This is a genomic window from Streptomyces sp. NPDC001732 (genome assembly GCF_053596315.1).
This window is the reverse complement of sequence record NZ_JBSFFY010000014.1, coordinates 156,674-172,588: the sequence shown is the minus strand read 5'-3', so window position 1 is coordinate 172,588 and position 15,915 is coordinate 156,674. Positions and strand designations below refer to the sequence as shown.

Genomic DNA, 15,915 nt, shown 5'->3' with positions numbered 1-15,915 from the left:
GGCACCCGCTCCGGACGCACCCCCGCCACCAACCCCACCCGCGCCACACCCGCACCCGACAAACGACCCGCCAAACCAGCCACCGACGGCGACTCGAAAACAGCCCGGACGGGCAGTTCGACGCCGAAGGCGGTCCGGATGCGGCTCACCAGCCGGGTGGCGCGCAGGGAGTGGCCGCCCAGCTCGAAGAACCCGTCGTCGATGCCGACCTCGTCGACGCCCAGGACCTCGGCGAACAGACCGCACAGGATCTCCTCGCTCGGCGTGCGGGGCGCCCGGCCCGCCACGAGGGCGGTCCGGTCGGGCGACGGCAGGGCGGCGCGGTCGAGCCGGCCGTCGGACGCCAGCGGGAACCGGTCCAGCACCACGAAGGCCGCGGGGACCAGGTGGTCGGGCAGGACGGCGCGGGCGTAGGCGTCGACCGTGCCGGCCGTCACCGTGCGGCCGGGCGCCGGAACCAGGTGGCCGACGAGCTGCCCGTCGCGCACCACCACGGCGGCCCGGGAGATGTCGTCGTGCTCGGACAGGACGGCCTCGACCCGTGCGGGGTGCACGGTGAAGCCGGGCAGCGGCAGCGGGGAGCCGACGAACTCGAGGTCGCCGTCGGCGGTCCACCGGGCCAGGTCGCCGGTCGGGACCATCCGTGCGCCGGGCGCGCCGAACGGGTCGTCGACGGCCGTCGGGGCGTCGCCGAGCAGCGGCCCGCCCACGTGGAGCCGGCCCACGGCGCCCACGGGCACCGGGCACAGGCCCTCGTCGAGGACGTACACGGCCGTGCCGGGCAGCGGCGTGCCGAGGGGCACGACCGGGTCCCAGGCATCCGGGTCGCAGGCGCGTTCGGTGACCGTGCCGGCGGCCTCGGTCAGCGTGTAGCCGTACCAGAGCGGCACGTCGACGGCGTCGAACCAGGCGCGCTGCAGCGGCTCGGGCAGGGCCTCGCCGGAGCAGAACACGCGCCGCAGGCCCGCCTCGGACAGGGCCGGGTCGGCGGCCAGTTCCGCCAGCTCCGACGGGGTGACGTGCAGCGTGGTCGCGGCTCCGGCACGGACGACGGTGGCCCCGGCGGTGAGCGGCCAGAGGACCTGGTCGATCTCGCCGGCGGTGCCCGGCGCCGCGGTGGCGCGGACCCGGTCGGTGGCGTCGAGGGCGTGGGCGGCCTGGCGCACCGCGATCCGTGCCGCGACGACGTCCCGCGGCACGGTGACGGGGGCGCCGGTGCGGGTGTGCAGGACGATCGGCTCGCCGGTGACGACGGCGCGCAGGATGCCCGCCGGGGGCTGTTCCAGCAGCTGCCCGTACGTGATCTCGTCGGTGCCGTCGACGATCGCGACGGCGTCCGCGGGCCGGGACCGGAGCAGCTCCAGCGGGTCCGGGGCGTCCGCGGGGGCCGGGGCGGCGGTGGCCGGCAGGGCGCCCGGCAGGGCGACCCGGTCGACGACGGCGTCCGGGTCGGCGCAGACGGCCTCCAGGAGATGGACGAACTGCCCGGCCATGCGCTCCGCCGTGGTGGCGTCGAACAGGTCCTCGGCGTATTCGAGGGCCACCGTGATGCCTTCGGCGGTGCCGTCCTCGGCGGCCGTCTCCTGCATGTGCAGGGTGAGGTCGAAACGGGCCGCGCCCATGTCGACCTCCTCGTCGAACGTCGCGGTGAGCCCCGGCAGGGCCAGGCTGTCGGCGTCGTCGGTCTCGAAGACGAGCATCACCTGGAACAGCGGGTGGTGGCCGAGGGAACGGCCGGGCCGGGCGACGTCGACCAGCCGCTCGAACGGCACGTCCTGGTGCGCGAACGCCGCGAGGTCGGCCTCCCGGACCCGGGCCACCAGCTCCCGGAACGACGGGTGGCCGGAGACGTCGGTGCGCAGGACGAGGGTGTTGACGAAGAACCCGACCAGGTCCTGGAGGGCGTCGTCGGTGCGGCCCGCGACCGGCGTGCCGATCGGGATGTCGGTGCCGGCGCCCAGCTTGGACAGCAGGGCGGCGAGCACCGTCTGGAGCACCATGAACGGGGTCGTGCTCGTCTCCCGGGCGACCGCCTGGACGCGGCCGTGCAGCGCGGCGGGGATGCGGAAGCCGAACTCGGCGCCGCGGTGGCTCGCCACGGCGGGCCGCGGCCGGTCCGTGGGCAACGGCAGCAGCTCGGGAATGCCGTCCAGGTGCTCCTTCCACCAGCTCAGCTGGCGGCTGACGAGCGTGCCGGGGTCGTCCTCGGAGCCGAGGAGTTCCGCCTGCCACAGCGTGTAGTCGGCGTACTGGACGGGCAGTTCGGGCCAGCGCGGCGCCCGGTCCGCGAGCCGGGCGGTGTACGCGGTGGACAGGTCGCGCACGAGCGCGCCGGTGGACCAGCCGTCGCTGGCGATGTGGTGGACCAGCAGCAGCAGCCGGTGCGTGTCGGGGCCCTCCTCGAACAGGGTGGCCCGCAGGGGCGGTTCGTTCTCCAGGTCGAAGGTGTGCCGGGCGGCGTCGGCGAGGCTGCCCGTGCCGGTCTCCAGGACCGGCCGGGACTCGTCCACGCCCAGCACCCGCTGGTACGGGACGCTGTCGGCGTCGGACGGGAAGACCGTGCGCAGCGCCTCGTGGCGGGCCACGACGTCGCCGAGCGCCGCTGCCAGGGCGGCGGTGTCGAGCGTGCCGTCGAGCCGCAGGACGAACGGGACGTTGTACGTGGTGCTCGGGCCCTCCAGCCGGTGCAGGAACCACAGCCGCTGCTGGGCGAACGACAGCGGCACCCGGGCCGGGCGTTCGCGGCGCAGCAGGGCGGGCCGCCTGTCGGCCGTCACGTCGAGCCGGGCGGCGAGGCCCGCCACGGTCGGCTCCGCGAACAGGACGCGGACGGGCAGCTCGGCGCCGAGCGCGGAGCGGACCCGGCTGAGCAGCCGGACCGCCGAGAGCGAGTGGCCGCCGAGGTCGAAGAAGTTGTCGTCGACGCCGACCGTGGCGACGCCCAGGACCTCGGCGAACAGACCGGCGACGATCTCCTCGGCCGCGGTGCGGGGAGCCTGCTGGACGGTGGCGGCGGCGTGGTCCTCCGCCGGCAGTTCGGCGGGCACTTCGAGGACCACGACGAAGCGGGTCGGCACCAGGTAGTCGGGCAGCACGGACTCGGCGAGGCGCCGCGCGGACTGGGCGTCGCCCTCGTGGACGACGTAGGCGGTGACGCGGCCGGAACCGGCCACGACCCCCGCGTCGGCGAAGACCTCGCGCAGCCGGGCCGCCACCTCGGCCGGATTGATCCGGAAGCCGCGCACCACCCGGACGTCCTCGGCGCGGCCGAGCAGTTCGACGGCGCCGTCGCGGTGGCCGCGGGCCAGTTCGCCGGAGGGCAGGGTGGCCACCACGCCCGGCGGCACGAGCCGTCCGTCGCGGTCGACCAGGGCAGTCTCCCGCTCGTCGTCGGCGAGCAGGTCGAAGGAGCCGACGGAGGCGGACGGATCGGCTGCCGCCGCGGCCAGCAGCCGGATCAGGCGGGCGCCGAAGGCGTCCATCGTCGCCCGGTCGAACAGGTCGGTGGCGTACTCGATCTCGCCGACGACACCGGCGGGTTCGCCGTCCGGGCCGTACCGCTCCTGGAGGCGGACGTCCATGTCGAACTTGGCGGCGTCGCCCACCACGTCCTCCAGGCGCGTCTCGACGCCGGGCACGGAGAGGGAGACCTCGTCGAAGTTCTCGAACGTGAACATGACCTGGTACAGCGGGTGCCGGGCCAGCGAACGGGCCGGGTTGACCACCTCGACGAGCCGCTCGAACGGCACGTCCTGGTGGGCGAACGCGGCCAGGTCCGTCTCGCGCACCCGGTCCAGCAGTTCGGCGAAGGCCGGGTCGCCGGAGACGTCGGTGCGCAGCACCAGCGTGTTGACGAAGTAGCCGAAGAGGTCCTCCAGGGCCTCGTCGGTGCGGCCCGCGACCGGGATGCCGATGGCCAGGTCGGTCTGGCCGCTGAGCCTGCTCAGCAGCGCGACGAGACCGGCCTGGATGGTCATGAACAGCGTGGTGCCGCTCTGCCGGGACAGCCGCAGCAGCGCGTCGTGCAGCTCCGCGTCCAGGCAGAGCGGTGCCTCGGCGCCGCCGTACGTGGCCACGGGCGGGCGCGGCCGGTCGGTGGGCAGTTCCACGAGTTCGGGCAGCCCGCGCAGCGTGTCCGTCCAGTAGGCGAGCTGCTGGGAGATGGCGCTGTCGGGGTCGTCCTCGCGGCCCAGGAGCTCCCGCTGCCACAGGGTGTAGTCGGCGTACTGCACCGGCAGGTCCGGCCAGTCGGGGGCGTGCCCCTCGACGCGGGCCGTGTAGGCGACGGACAGGTCGTCGCCGAGCAGGGTCTCGGACCAGCCGTCGCTGGCGATGTGGTGCATCAGCGGCAGCAGCGCGTACTCGCCCTCGCCCGTCCTGAACAGGGTCGACCGGATGGGCAGTTCGTTCACCAGGTCGAAGTGGTACTGCGCGGCCTCGGCGAGGGCGTCGGTCAGGTGTTCCTCGTCGATGTCGACGAGGTGCAGGTCCGCGACGGCCTCGCCGACGGGCACGATGTGCTGGTACGGCGTGCCGTCGGCCTCCCGGAACAGGGTGCGCAGGCCCTCGTGGCGGTCGACCACGTCCTGGAGGGCGGCGTGCAGCGCGGGCACGTCGAGCGGCCCGGAGAACCGCATGACGAGCGGCACGTTGTAGGTGGAGCTGGGGCCTTCGAGGCGGCTGAGGAACCACAGGCCGCGCTGCCCGAAGGACAGCGGGACGCGTTCCGGGCGCGGCATCGGCCGCAGGGCCGCACGGGCCCCGTCGGCCTGGTCGGTCCAGCTCGCGAGACCGGCGACGGTGGGCGTCTCGAAGAGCGCCCGGACCGGCACCTCCACGCCCAGGGCGGAGCGGATGCGGCTGATGAGCCGGGTGGCGAGCAGGGAGTGCCCGCCCAGCTCGAAGAAGTTGTCGTCGATACCGACCCGTTCCGCGTCCAGCACCTCGGCGAACAGGCCGACGAGCAGTTCCTCGCGCGGGTTGCGGGGGCGGCGGCTCTCCGCGCCGCCGGAGAAGTCCGGGGCGGGCAGCGCCTTGCGGTCGAGCTTGCCGTTCGGGGTGAGCGGCAGCCGGTCCACGGCGACGAAGGCCGCAGGCACCATGTGCGCGGGCAGGGCGGCCGTGACGTGGTCGCGGACGTCGGCGGGGTCGCCGCCCACCAGGTAGGCGGTGAGCCGCGGGTCGCCGGGGCGGTCCTCGCGGACGATCACGGCGGCCTGGGCGACGTCGGGGGCGCCGAGGACAGCCGACTCGATCTCGCCCGGTTCGATGCGGAAGCCGCGGATCTTCACCTGGTCGTCGGCCCGGCCGAAGTAGGACAGCGAACCGTCGGCGGCACGGCGGGCCAGGTCGCCCGTGCGGTACATGCGGGTACCGGCCGGGCCGTACGGGTCGGCGACGAAGCGCTCCGCGGTGAGGCCGTGCCGGCCCAGGTAACCGCGGGCCAGGCCGGCCCCCGCCACGTACAGCTCGCCGGTGGTGCCGACGGGCACGGGCTGCAGGCCCTCGTCGAGGACGTACACCCGCAGGTCGGGTATGCCGACGCCGACGACGCTGTTGGCGACGGTGGCCGCCGAGAGCCGGTCCAGCGCGTGGTGGGTGACGTGCACGGTGGTCTCGGTGATGCCGTACATGTTGACGAGCGCGGGCGCGTCGTCGGCGTGCCGCTCGTACCAGCCCGCGAGCCGGCTCAGGTCCAGCGCCTCACCGCCGAAGATCACATGACGCAGTGCCAGGTCCGTGCCGGGCGCCTCCTCGTCGGCCTGCATCAGCTGGTAGAAGGCGGACGGGGTCTGGTTGAGGACGGTGACCCGCTCGCGCTCCAGCAGCCGCAGGAAGTCGAACGGCGACCTGCTGACCTCGTGGGGCACCACGACGAGCGTGCCGCCGTGCAGCAGCGGCCCCCACAGCTCCCAGACGGAGAAGTCGAAGGCGTACGAGTGGAACAGCGTCCACACGTCACAGGCGTCGAAGCCGAACCACTGCTCGGTCCGGGCGAAGAGCCGCGCCACGTTCCGGTGCGGGACGAGCACGCCCTTGGGGCGGCCGGTGGAGCCGGAGGTGTAGATGACGTACGCGCCGTTGTCCGGGCGCAGCGCCGGGACGGCGGGGTTGTGCGCCGGCCCGTCGGTCAGCTCGTCCAGGAGGATGCGAGGCGTGGCCGCGGGCAGCGTCACGTCGGTTCCGGTCAGGGTGACCACGGCGGCGGGGCGGGCGTCGTCCAGGACGTAGGCGATGCGCTCGGCCGGGTAGTTCGGGTCGAGCGGCACGTAGACCCCGCCGGCCTTGAGCACGCCGAGGACGGCCACCACGAGGTCCGCGCCGCGCGGCAGAGCCAGGGCGACCGGGGTCTCCGGGCCGACGCCCCGCTCGACGAGGGCGTGCGCGAGCCGGTTCGCCCGGGTGTTGAGCTGCGTGTACGTGAGGCGCTCGGCACCGTCGACCAGTGCGGTGGCCTCCGGGTGGGCCTTCGCGGCGGCCTCGAACAGGGCGCCGATCGTGGTGTCCCCCGTCAGGTGGGCGGACTCCTCCGTCGCGGCGGGCTCGGACAGGCCGCCGACCAGCGCGCGGCGCTCCGCCGGGGCCAGGATGTCGACCTTCCAGAGGCGCTGGTCCGGGTCCGCGACGACGGCGTGGAGCATCCGGGTCAGCCGGTCGACGATCGACTCCACGGTGGACCGGTCGAACAGGTCCGTCGCGTACTCGACCAGGCCCTCCAGCCCGGCCGGTTCGCCCGCGGGACCGTACGTCTCCGCCATGTCGAAGTCGAGGTCGAACTTGGCGACGCCCGACCCGATGTCCTCCAGACCGGCCTTCAGGCCGGGCAGTTCGAGATCGGCCTCCGCGTTGTTCTGGAAGAGGATCATCACCTGGAACAGCGGGTGGTGAGCCAGGGACCGGGGCGGGTTCAGGACCTCGACCAGCCGCTCGAACGGCACCTCCTGGTGGGCGTAGGCGGCGAGGTCCGTCTCGCGGACGCGCGCCAGCAGCTCCCGGAACGTCGGGTTGCCGGAGGTGTCGGTGCGCAGCACCAGCGTGTTGACGAAGAAGCCGATCAGCTCGTCGAGCGCCTCGTCGGTGCGGCCCGCGATGACACCGCCGAGCGGGATGTCGCTGCCCGCGCCGAGGCGGCTGAGCAGTCCCGCCACGGCGGCCTGGAACACCATGAAGAGCGTGGTGTTGGTGTGCCGCGCCAGCTCCAGCAGCTTGTGGTGGAGCTCGGCGTCGAGCGTGAAGCGCACCTCGTCGCCGCGGAAGCTCGCGGCGGCCGGCCGGGGGCGGTCGGTGGGCAGCTCCAGCTGCTCGGGCAGCCCGGCGAGGTTCTGCTTCCAGTAGTCGAGCTGCTGCGACAGCAGGCTCTTCGGGTCGTCCTCGGAGCCGAGGAGTTCCCGCTGCCAGAGCGTGTAGTCGGCGTACTGCACCGGCAGCACCGGCCACGACGGGGATCGGCCCTCCAGCCGGGCCCCGTAGGCGACGGACAGGTCGCGGGCGAAGGGGGCGTCGGACCAGCCGTCACTGGCGATGTGGTGGAGCAGGAAGAGCAGGACGTGCTCGGTCTCCGAGAGCCGGAACAGCGTGATGCGCAGCGGCAGTTCGGTGGCCAGGTCGAAGCCGTACCGGGTGGCGACGGCCAGCTGTTCGGCCAGGCCCGCCTCGTCGGTGTCGACCGTCACGATGTCGGGCTGCGCCGCCTCGTCGATCAACTGGTGGGGCTGCCCGTCCACTTCGGGGAAGCGGGTGCGCAGCGACTCGTGGCGCGCCACGATGTCGCCGAGCGCGGCGTACAGGGCGTCCCGGTCGAGGGCGCCGGACATGCGCAGCAGGAGCGGCACGGTGTACGTGGCGCTGCGCCCTTCGAGCCGGTAGAGGAACCACAGGCGCCACTGCGCGGCCGACACCGGGACGAGCTCCGGACGCGGCATCGGGGCGAGGGCGAGCCGGGACTGCTCGGCGCCCTTCATCCGCTCGGCGAGTTCGGCGACGGTGGGCGACTCGAAGAGGTGCCTGATGGCCAGCTCGACGCCGAACATCGAACGGATGCGGCTGAGCAGCCGGATCGCGGTGAGCGAGTGCCCGCCGAGGTCGAAGAAGCTGTCGTCGATGCCGACCGTGGGCACGCCGAGGACCGCGGCGAACAGACCGCACAGGATCTCCTGCTCCGGGGTGCGGGCGGCACGGAAGGAGAGCGGCACCACGGCGTCGGCCCCGTCGGCCGGTGCGGGCTCCGGGGCGACGGCCCGCCCGGCCTCCGGCACGACGGCCGGAGGGGCCACCGGCGCGGCCGGCGCGGCATCCGGCCGTGCGGCCGTGTCCTCGGTGTCCTCCCCGGCCCTGGCGACGAGGTCCCCGACGGACACCGAGGCGTCCTCCACGAACGCGGTGAGCAGCCGGACGAGGTCGGCGGCCAGGACGTCGACCTGGCGGGCGCCCAGCAGGTCCGGCCGGTACTCCAGGCGCAGGCGCAGCTCCCGGCCCGGGAGCACGGAGAGGGTCAGCGGGTAGTGGGTCGCGTCGTGGTCCTCCAGGACGCTCGCGCGCAGGCCCGGGGCGGGCTCCCAGGCGTCGTCCTCGCCGTGCGGGTAGTTCTCGACGATGGTGAGGGTGTCGAAGAGGTCGCCGAGCCCGGCGATCCGCTGGACGTCGTTCAGCCCGAGGTACTGGTGGGCGATCAGGCGCGACTGCTCGTCCTGGATCCGGTCCATCAGCAGCCGGAGGGACTCCGTCCGGTCGAGCCGGACGCGGACGGGCAGCGTGTTGATGAACATGCCGACCATCGCCTCGCTCCCGGCGAGGTCCGCGGAGCGGCCGGAGAACGTGGCGCCGAACACCACGTCGTCGTGGCCGGTCCGGCCGCCGACGAGCAGGCTCCACAGGCCCTGGACGGCCGTGTTGAGGGTGAGGCCGTACTCGCGCAGCCGGTCCTGGAGCCGGGCGGACACCGTGTCGGGCAGGTCGCAGTAGACCTGTACCGGGCGGGCCGGGGCCGCCGTGCCGGGCCCGGCCAGCAGGCTCGGCGCCTCCAGCCCGGCGAGCGCCTCGCGCCAGGCCGCCTCCGCGGCCGTCCGGTCCTGGGCACCGAGCCAGGCCAGGTGGTCGCGGAAGGCGGCGGGCTCGGGCAACTTCTCGCCGCGGTGCAGCGCGAACAGCTCGTCCATGAGCAGCTGCATGGACCAGCCGTCGAACAGGATGTGGTGGTTGACGATGACGAGCCGGTGCTCGTGCTCGGCGAGCTTCACCAGGGTGAACCGCAGCAGCGGCGGCCGGGCCAGGTCGAACTTCTCGGCCCGTGCGGCGGAGACGATCCGGGCCAGCTCCGCCTCCCGCTCACCGGCGGCGAGCCCGGACAGGTCGGCCTCGCGCCACGGCAGCTCGATGTCGTCGAAGACCACCTGGACGGGCCGGGACAGGCCCTCGTGGTGGAAGCCGGCGCGCAGGTTGGGGTGCCGGTCGAGGACCGTGGCCGCCGCCGCGCGCAGGGCGGCGGCGTCCAGCGGGCCGTTCAGCTCCAGGACCTCCTGGACCGCGTACACGTCGGCGCCGTCGGTGTCGTACAGGGCGTGGAAGAGCAGGCCCTCCTGGAGCGGGCCGAGCGGCAGGACGTCGGAGATGGCCGGAAGGGACGCTTCCAGCTGCTCGATGTCGCTCTGCGAGAGGTCGACGAGCGGCAGGTCGGAGGGGGTGAGTCCGCCGGTGGTCACGGTGGCGAGGCCGGTGAGGGCGGTGAACCACTCCTCGGCCAGCTCGCGGACCTGCTCCTCGGTGAGCAGTTCGCCGGCCCAGGTCCAGTGGGCGACGAGCCGGGGCCCGTCCGCGTGGTCCACGACCGCGGCGTCCAGCTCGACGACGAGGCCGAGGGGCGCGGCGTCGTCGAAACCGGCGCCGAGCGCGGGCGCCTCGGGCGCGGGCGCCCAGGGGGCGGTCCCGGGCGCGGCGAACCGGCCCAGGTAGTTGAGGCCGAGCTGGGGCCGGGCGCGCCCGGCGAGCTCCGGGGCGGTGTCCGCGTTGCGGTGGCGCAGCAGGCCGTAGCCGATGCCGTTGTCCGGCACCGCGAGCAGCTGCTCCTTGACCCGCTTCAGCGCCCGTACGCCACCGGTGGTGCCGGGGTCGACCCGGACGGGGTAGGCGGTGGTGAACCAGCCGACGCTGCGGGTGAGGTCCAGGCCCGGCGCGATGTCCTCGCGGCCGTGCCCCTCCAGCTCCAGCAGCAGCGCGGACGTGTCGGTCCCGCGACGGCCGCGCCACTCGGCGACCGCCTGGGCGAGACCGGTGACCAGGACGTCGCGGACACCGGTGCGGACGCTGCCGGGCACGGCGGCCAGCAGGGGCGCGGTGACGTCGGACGGCAGGGTCAGCGTGAGGCTTCCGGCCCCGGCCCGGACGTCGAGCGCCGGGTCGAGCGGGCGGCTGCCCAGGAGCGGGTCGGGGGTGCCCAGCGCGGACCGCCACAGGGCCAGCTCGCCCGTGCGGCGGGTGGCCTCCTCGTCGAGGAGCGCGCTCCACCGCCGGAACGAGGTGCCGACGGGTTCGACGGTGCCGCCCTCCCAGGCGGTGCGGAGGTCGGTGAGGATCGGCTGCCAGGAAACGCCGTCCACCGCCAGGTGGTGCACGAGCAGCAGCAGCCGGCCCGGTTCCGTGCCGGCGTCGAACCACACCGCCCGCACCAGGTCGCCGGCGCGCGGGTCCAGCTCCGCCCGTGCCGTTGCCGTGTACCGGTCGACGGCTTCGCGCAGGGCGTCCTCGTCCGCGCCCGTGACGTCGGCGCGGTGGACGACGGCGGGGGCGGTGCCCGGCTCCGGAACGGTGAGCCGCCAGTCCTCGTCGAGGCGCATCCGCAGCGCGCCGTGCCGGTCGAGGACCGTCTGCAGGGCGGCGGTCAGCCGCTCGGTGCCCAGCTCCGGCGGGACGACGAGCAGCGTCGACTGATGGTAGGCGGCGACGGGCCCGCCGAGGTCCCGCAGGTCGGCCATGATCGGCGTGGGCTTCAGGGTGCCGGTCGCGACGTCCCGGACGACCGGGGCGTCGGTCCCGGCCGTCCGTGCGACGGCGGCGATGCGGGCGACCGTCTTGTGCTCGAAGACGTCCCGCGGGGTGATGTGCAGCCCGGCCCGGCGGGCCCGGCTGACCAGCTTGATGGAGACGATGCTGTCGCCGCCCAGGTCGAAGAAGCCCTGGTTCAGGCCCACTTCGGTCAGGCCGAGGACCTCGGCGAACAGCTCCGCGAGCAGCCTCTCCTCGTCGGTTCCGGCGGCGGTGGGCTCCCCGCTCTCGGGGGCCGGCAGCTCGGCGGTGCGCAGGAGGCCGTCCGGGGTGCGCGGCAGCTCGGCGACGGTGACGTACGCGTCGGGGACCAGGTGCTCGGGGAGGACCCGGGCGAGGTGGTCGCGCAGGTCCACGGCGCGCACGGACTGGCCGGGAGCGGTGACGAGGTAGGCGACGGGCCCGTCCGCGACGGCCGCGTCGGCCACGGCGGGGTGGGCCAGCAGGGTCGTGACGACGCGGGAGACGTCGAGGCGCGTGCCGTGCACGAGGACCGGCCGCTCCAGGCGCTCCAGGGTGCCGTCGGCGGTGTACCGGGCGGGCGCCCCGTCGACCAGACCGGTCACCCCGTCGGGCACCGGGACGCCGTGCTCGTCGACGACCCGGACGGGACGGGCGGCGAGTTCGCGGCGCTCGTCACCGGTCAGCAGCTCGACGCCGCCGATCCGCAGCTCCGGGTCGGCCACCACGGCGTCCAGCAGCCTGGCCAGGCGCGCGATCAGCCGGTCGACGGTGGAGCGGTCGAAGAGGTCCGTGGCGTACTCGGCGATCACGTCGACCCCGGCCGGGGCGCCGTCGTCCGCGAAGCGCTCCTGGAGGCGCAGGTCGAGGTCGAACTTCGCGACGCCGGTGGGGGCCTCGTCCGCCTCGGCGGTGAGACCGGGCAGTTCCGGCCTGGCCAGACCCAGGTTCTCGAAGGTCAGCATGGTCTGGAAGAGCGGGTGGTGCGCCAGGGACCGGGGCGGGTTCAGGGCCTCGACGATGCGGTCGAACGGCACCTCCTGGTACGGGTACGCGGCCACGTCGGCCGTCCGCACCCGGTCCAGCAGCTCCCGGAACGTCGGGTCGCCGGAGGTGTCGGTGCGCAGCACCAGGGTGTTGACGAAGTAGCCGACGAGCCCGGCGAGGCGCTCGTCGGGGCGGCCCGCGGCGGGCGTGCCGAGCGGGATGTCGGTGCCGGCCCCGAGCCGGGTCATGAGCGCGGCGAGTGCCGCCTGGACCACCATGAAGACGGTGCTGCCGGTGGAGCGGGCGAGCGCGGTCACGCCGCGGTGCAGTCCGGCGTCGAAGCGGGTGCGCAGCTCGTCGCCGCGGAAGCTCGCCGCCGGGGGGCGGGGGCGGTCGGCCGGCAGTTCGACGAGGACGGGCAGGCCGTCGAGGGCGGTCCGCCAGAAGTCGATGCCGTCCGCCTCGCCCTGCCAGAGCGTGTAGTCGGCGTACGTGACCGGAAGCTCGTCCCACTGCGGCGCGTGCCCGGCGCACCGGTCCGCGTAGGCGCGGGACAGGTCCTCCACGAGCGGTCGCTCGGACCAGCCGTCACCGGCGATGTGGTGCATGAGCAGCAGAAGGGTGTGCTCGTCGCCGCCCGTACGGGAGAACAGGGTGGCGCGCAGCGGCGGTTCGGTGTGCAGGTCGAACGCGTGCCGGGCGGCCCCGGCGACCGCGCCGTCGACGTCGTCGGTGGTCACGACGGCGAGCCCGGCCGGGTCGTCGAGGACCTGCTGCCGGGCCACTCCGTCGGCCTCGGGGAAGACGGTCCGCAGGGTTTCGTGCCGCAGGGACACGTCGCGGACGGCGGCGCGCAGCGCGTCGACGTCCGGGTCACCGGTGAGCCGCAGGACGAGCGGGATGTTGTAGGTGGCGCTCGGGCCTTCCAGGCGGTGCAGGAACCACAGCCCGCGCTGGGCGTGCGACAGCGGCATCGGGTCCGGGCGCTCGGCACGGACCAGGGCGGGGCGGGCGGTCGCGGCCTCGTCGAGGCGGCCGGCGAGCCCCGCCACCGTGGGCGCCTCGAACAGGGTGCGGACCGACACCTCCCGGTCGAGGGCGGTGCGGATGCGGCTGATCAGCCGGGCGGCCAGCAGCGAGTCGCCGCCGAGGTCGAAGAAGCCGTCGTCGACCCCGGCCCGCTCGACGCCCAGGACGTCGGCGAAGAGCCCGCACAGGATCTCCTCGGCGGCCGTGCGGGGCGCGCGGCCCGCCGCGGCGGCGGTGACGTCGGGGGCGGGGAGGGCGCGGCGGTCCAGCTTTCCGTTCGGGGCGAGCGGCAGGGCGTCGAGGACCACGTACGCGGTCGGAACCATGTGCTCCGGCAGGCGCGCGGCCAGCCGCTCACGGGCCGCGGCGGTGTCCGCGCCGCCCACGAGGTAGGCGACGAGGCGCTGCCGTCCGGGCTGGTCCTCGCGGACGGCCACGGCCGCCTGCTCCACTTCGGCCAGTTCGGTCAGGGCCGCCTCGATCTCGCCGAGTTCGACGCGGAAGCCGCGGATCTTGACCTGGTCGTCGACGCGGCCGGTGAACTCGACCAGGCCGTCCTCGTGCCGGCGGGCCAGGTCGCCGGTGCGGTACATCCGCTCGCCCGCCGCGAAGGGCGACGCGACGAACCGCTGGGCGGTGAGACCGGGACGGTCGAGGTAGCCGCGGGCCAACTGCACGCCCGATACGTAGAGTTCGCCCTCCTCGCCGGGGCGCACGGGGCGCAGCGCGGCGTCGAGGACATGGACCTCGGTGTTCCACAGCGGCGTGCCGATGGGCACGGTGCGGTACCCGGAGTTCGCGGGCACGTCGTAGGCGGTGACGTCGATGGACGCCTCGGTCGGGCCGTAGTGGTGGCCGAGCCGCAGCCCCAGTTTGGTGACGATCTCGTCCGCGAGGGAGGGCGGCAGCACCTCGCCCGCGACGAACACGAGCCGGAGCGCGAGGCCCGTGGTGTCGCGGAGCGCGGGCACCGCGACGGACAGCAGCGAGGGCACGAACTGGGCGACCGTCACCCCGTGTTCGGCGGCGTACGCGAGGAGCCGGTCCGGGAGGCCCACGACGTCGTCGGGCGCCATGCAGATCGTCGCGCCGGAGACCAGCGGCAGCCAGATCTCGGTGCCGGCCGCGTCGAAGCTGAAGGCGGTGCGGGCGAGGATCACGTCGGACGGCCCGATGTCCCAGGTGTGCGCCTGCCACAGCATGTGGTTGGCCACGCCCCGGTGCGGGACGACGACGCCCTTGGGGCGGCCGGTCGAGCCGGACGTGTAGATGACGTAGGCGGCGTTCCGGTCGTCGAGGACGACGTCGGGCGCGGTCGCGGGACCGGCCGCCGGGTCGAGCGTGTCGAGCATCAGCAGCGGGGCGGACGTGTCCGGCAGCGCGGCGGCCGTCGCGGTGGTGGTGACCACCACCGCCGGGCGGCCGTCGGACAGCATGAACGCGATCCGGTCGGCCGGGTAGCGCGGGTCGACGGGGAGGTAGGCGGCGCCCGTCTTGAGGACGGCCAGCATCGCGACCACCGCGTCGGCGGACCGTGGCAGGGCGAGGGCCACGATCCGCTCGGGGCCCGCGCCCAGGCCGGTCAGGACCCGGGCCAGCCGGTTGGCCCGGCTGTCGAGTTCGCCGTAGCCGAGGGCCGTGGCACCGAAGACCACCGCCGGGTGGTCGGGCGTGCGCCGTGCCTGCGCCTCAATCAGCGCCGGCAGCGGTGTCGGTGCCCCGGCACCGTCCAGGCCGGGCCCCATCGGGTTGCGCGTCGCACGACGGTTCACGCTGCTGACTCCTGTACTTCGTCGACAACCAGGCAGGAAGCCGGGGCGCGCACGCTTTTCCGGCATGGTGGCAGACGGTAGGGAGAGGCCTTTTCGAGGCGTTATCGTGCGCTTCTCGACCTCCGGCGGGGAGAAATATCTGGGTGATAAATGGCCTCGGTACATTTCGAGGCCGCCGAGTTCAGGAGTCGAGTTAATGGCCCGCAGACACGTCATTTCGTTGGCCGACATCCCCGACAGCAGCCTGTATCAGATCGTTGAGCGGGGTCGGCAGTTCGCTTCCGGCGCGTGGCCGTGTGAATCACTCGGCGGCGCCGTGGTCGGGATCTATTTCCGCGCCACGTCCACCCGCACCCGCACCGCGTTCTCCGCGGCGGCCCTGCGGCTGGGCGGCAGGATCATCCAGTACGGTCCCGGCGACCTCCAGCTCAACACGGGCGAGACGATGGAGGACACCGGCCGCGTCTTCGCCGGCATGCTGGACGCCCTCGTGGCCCGTACGGCGGGCAGCGAGGCGGAGCTTCGTGCCCTGGCCTCCCAGGACCGGATGGCCGTGGTGAACGCGATGAGCGCGCTGGAGCACCCCACGCAGGCGCTGACCGACCTCACGACGATGGCCGGGCACTTCGGTGACCTGGGCGGGCGCCGCGTCCTGTACCTGGGCGAGGGCAACAACACCGCCGCCGCCCTGGCGCTCGCCCTTCCCCGCTTCCCCGGTACCGAGCTGCACCTGCGCACCCCGCGGGGCTACGGCGTCGATCCGGGCGTCCTGGCCCTGGCGAAGGAGTACGCGGCACGCCACGGCTCGGTCGTGACCGAGCGGCACGACACGGACGACCTGCCGACCGGCGTCGACGTCGTCTACACGACCCGCTGGCAGACCACGGGCACGTCGAAGGCCGACCCGGCGTGGCGGAAGACGTTCGCCCCGTTCCAGGTCGACGAAGCCGTCCTGGACACCAGCCCGGACGCGGTGTTCATGCACGACCTGCCCGCGCACCGCGGCGAGGAAGTCACCGCCGCGGTGCTGGACGGGCCGAGGTCGATCGCGTTCACCCAGGCCGAGGCCAAGATGCACAGCGCCGCCGCAGTCCTGGAGTGGAGCCTCGGGGCGCTGTAGTCGCCCGGT

2 protein-coding genes are annotated in these 15,915 nt (G+C 74.3%); one reads left to right on the top strand and one right to left on the bottom strand.

Going from position 1 to position 15,915, the window contains the following annotated elements; translation table 11 throughout:
- Nucleotides 1-14,786: amino acid adenylation domain-containing protein (locus ACWCXX_RS17130; protein ID WP_451127895.1), on the bottom strand; the 14,786-nt coding region annotated here is incomplete at its 3' end.
- A gap of 196 nt (nucleotides 14,787-14,982) precedes the next feature.
- Between ACWCXX_RS17130 and ACWCXX_RS17125 the strand changes: the two genes are divergently transcribed.
- Entirely contained in the window at nucleotides 14,983-15,906 is a 924-nt protein-coding gene (locus tag ACWCXX_RS17125; protein ID WP_451127893.1) for an ornithine carbamoyltransferase, read from the top strand.
- Nucleotides 15,907-15,915: the final 9 nt, after the last annotated feature.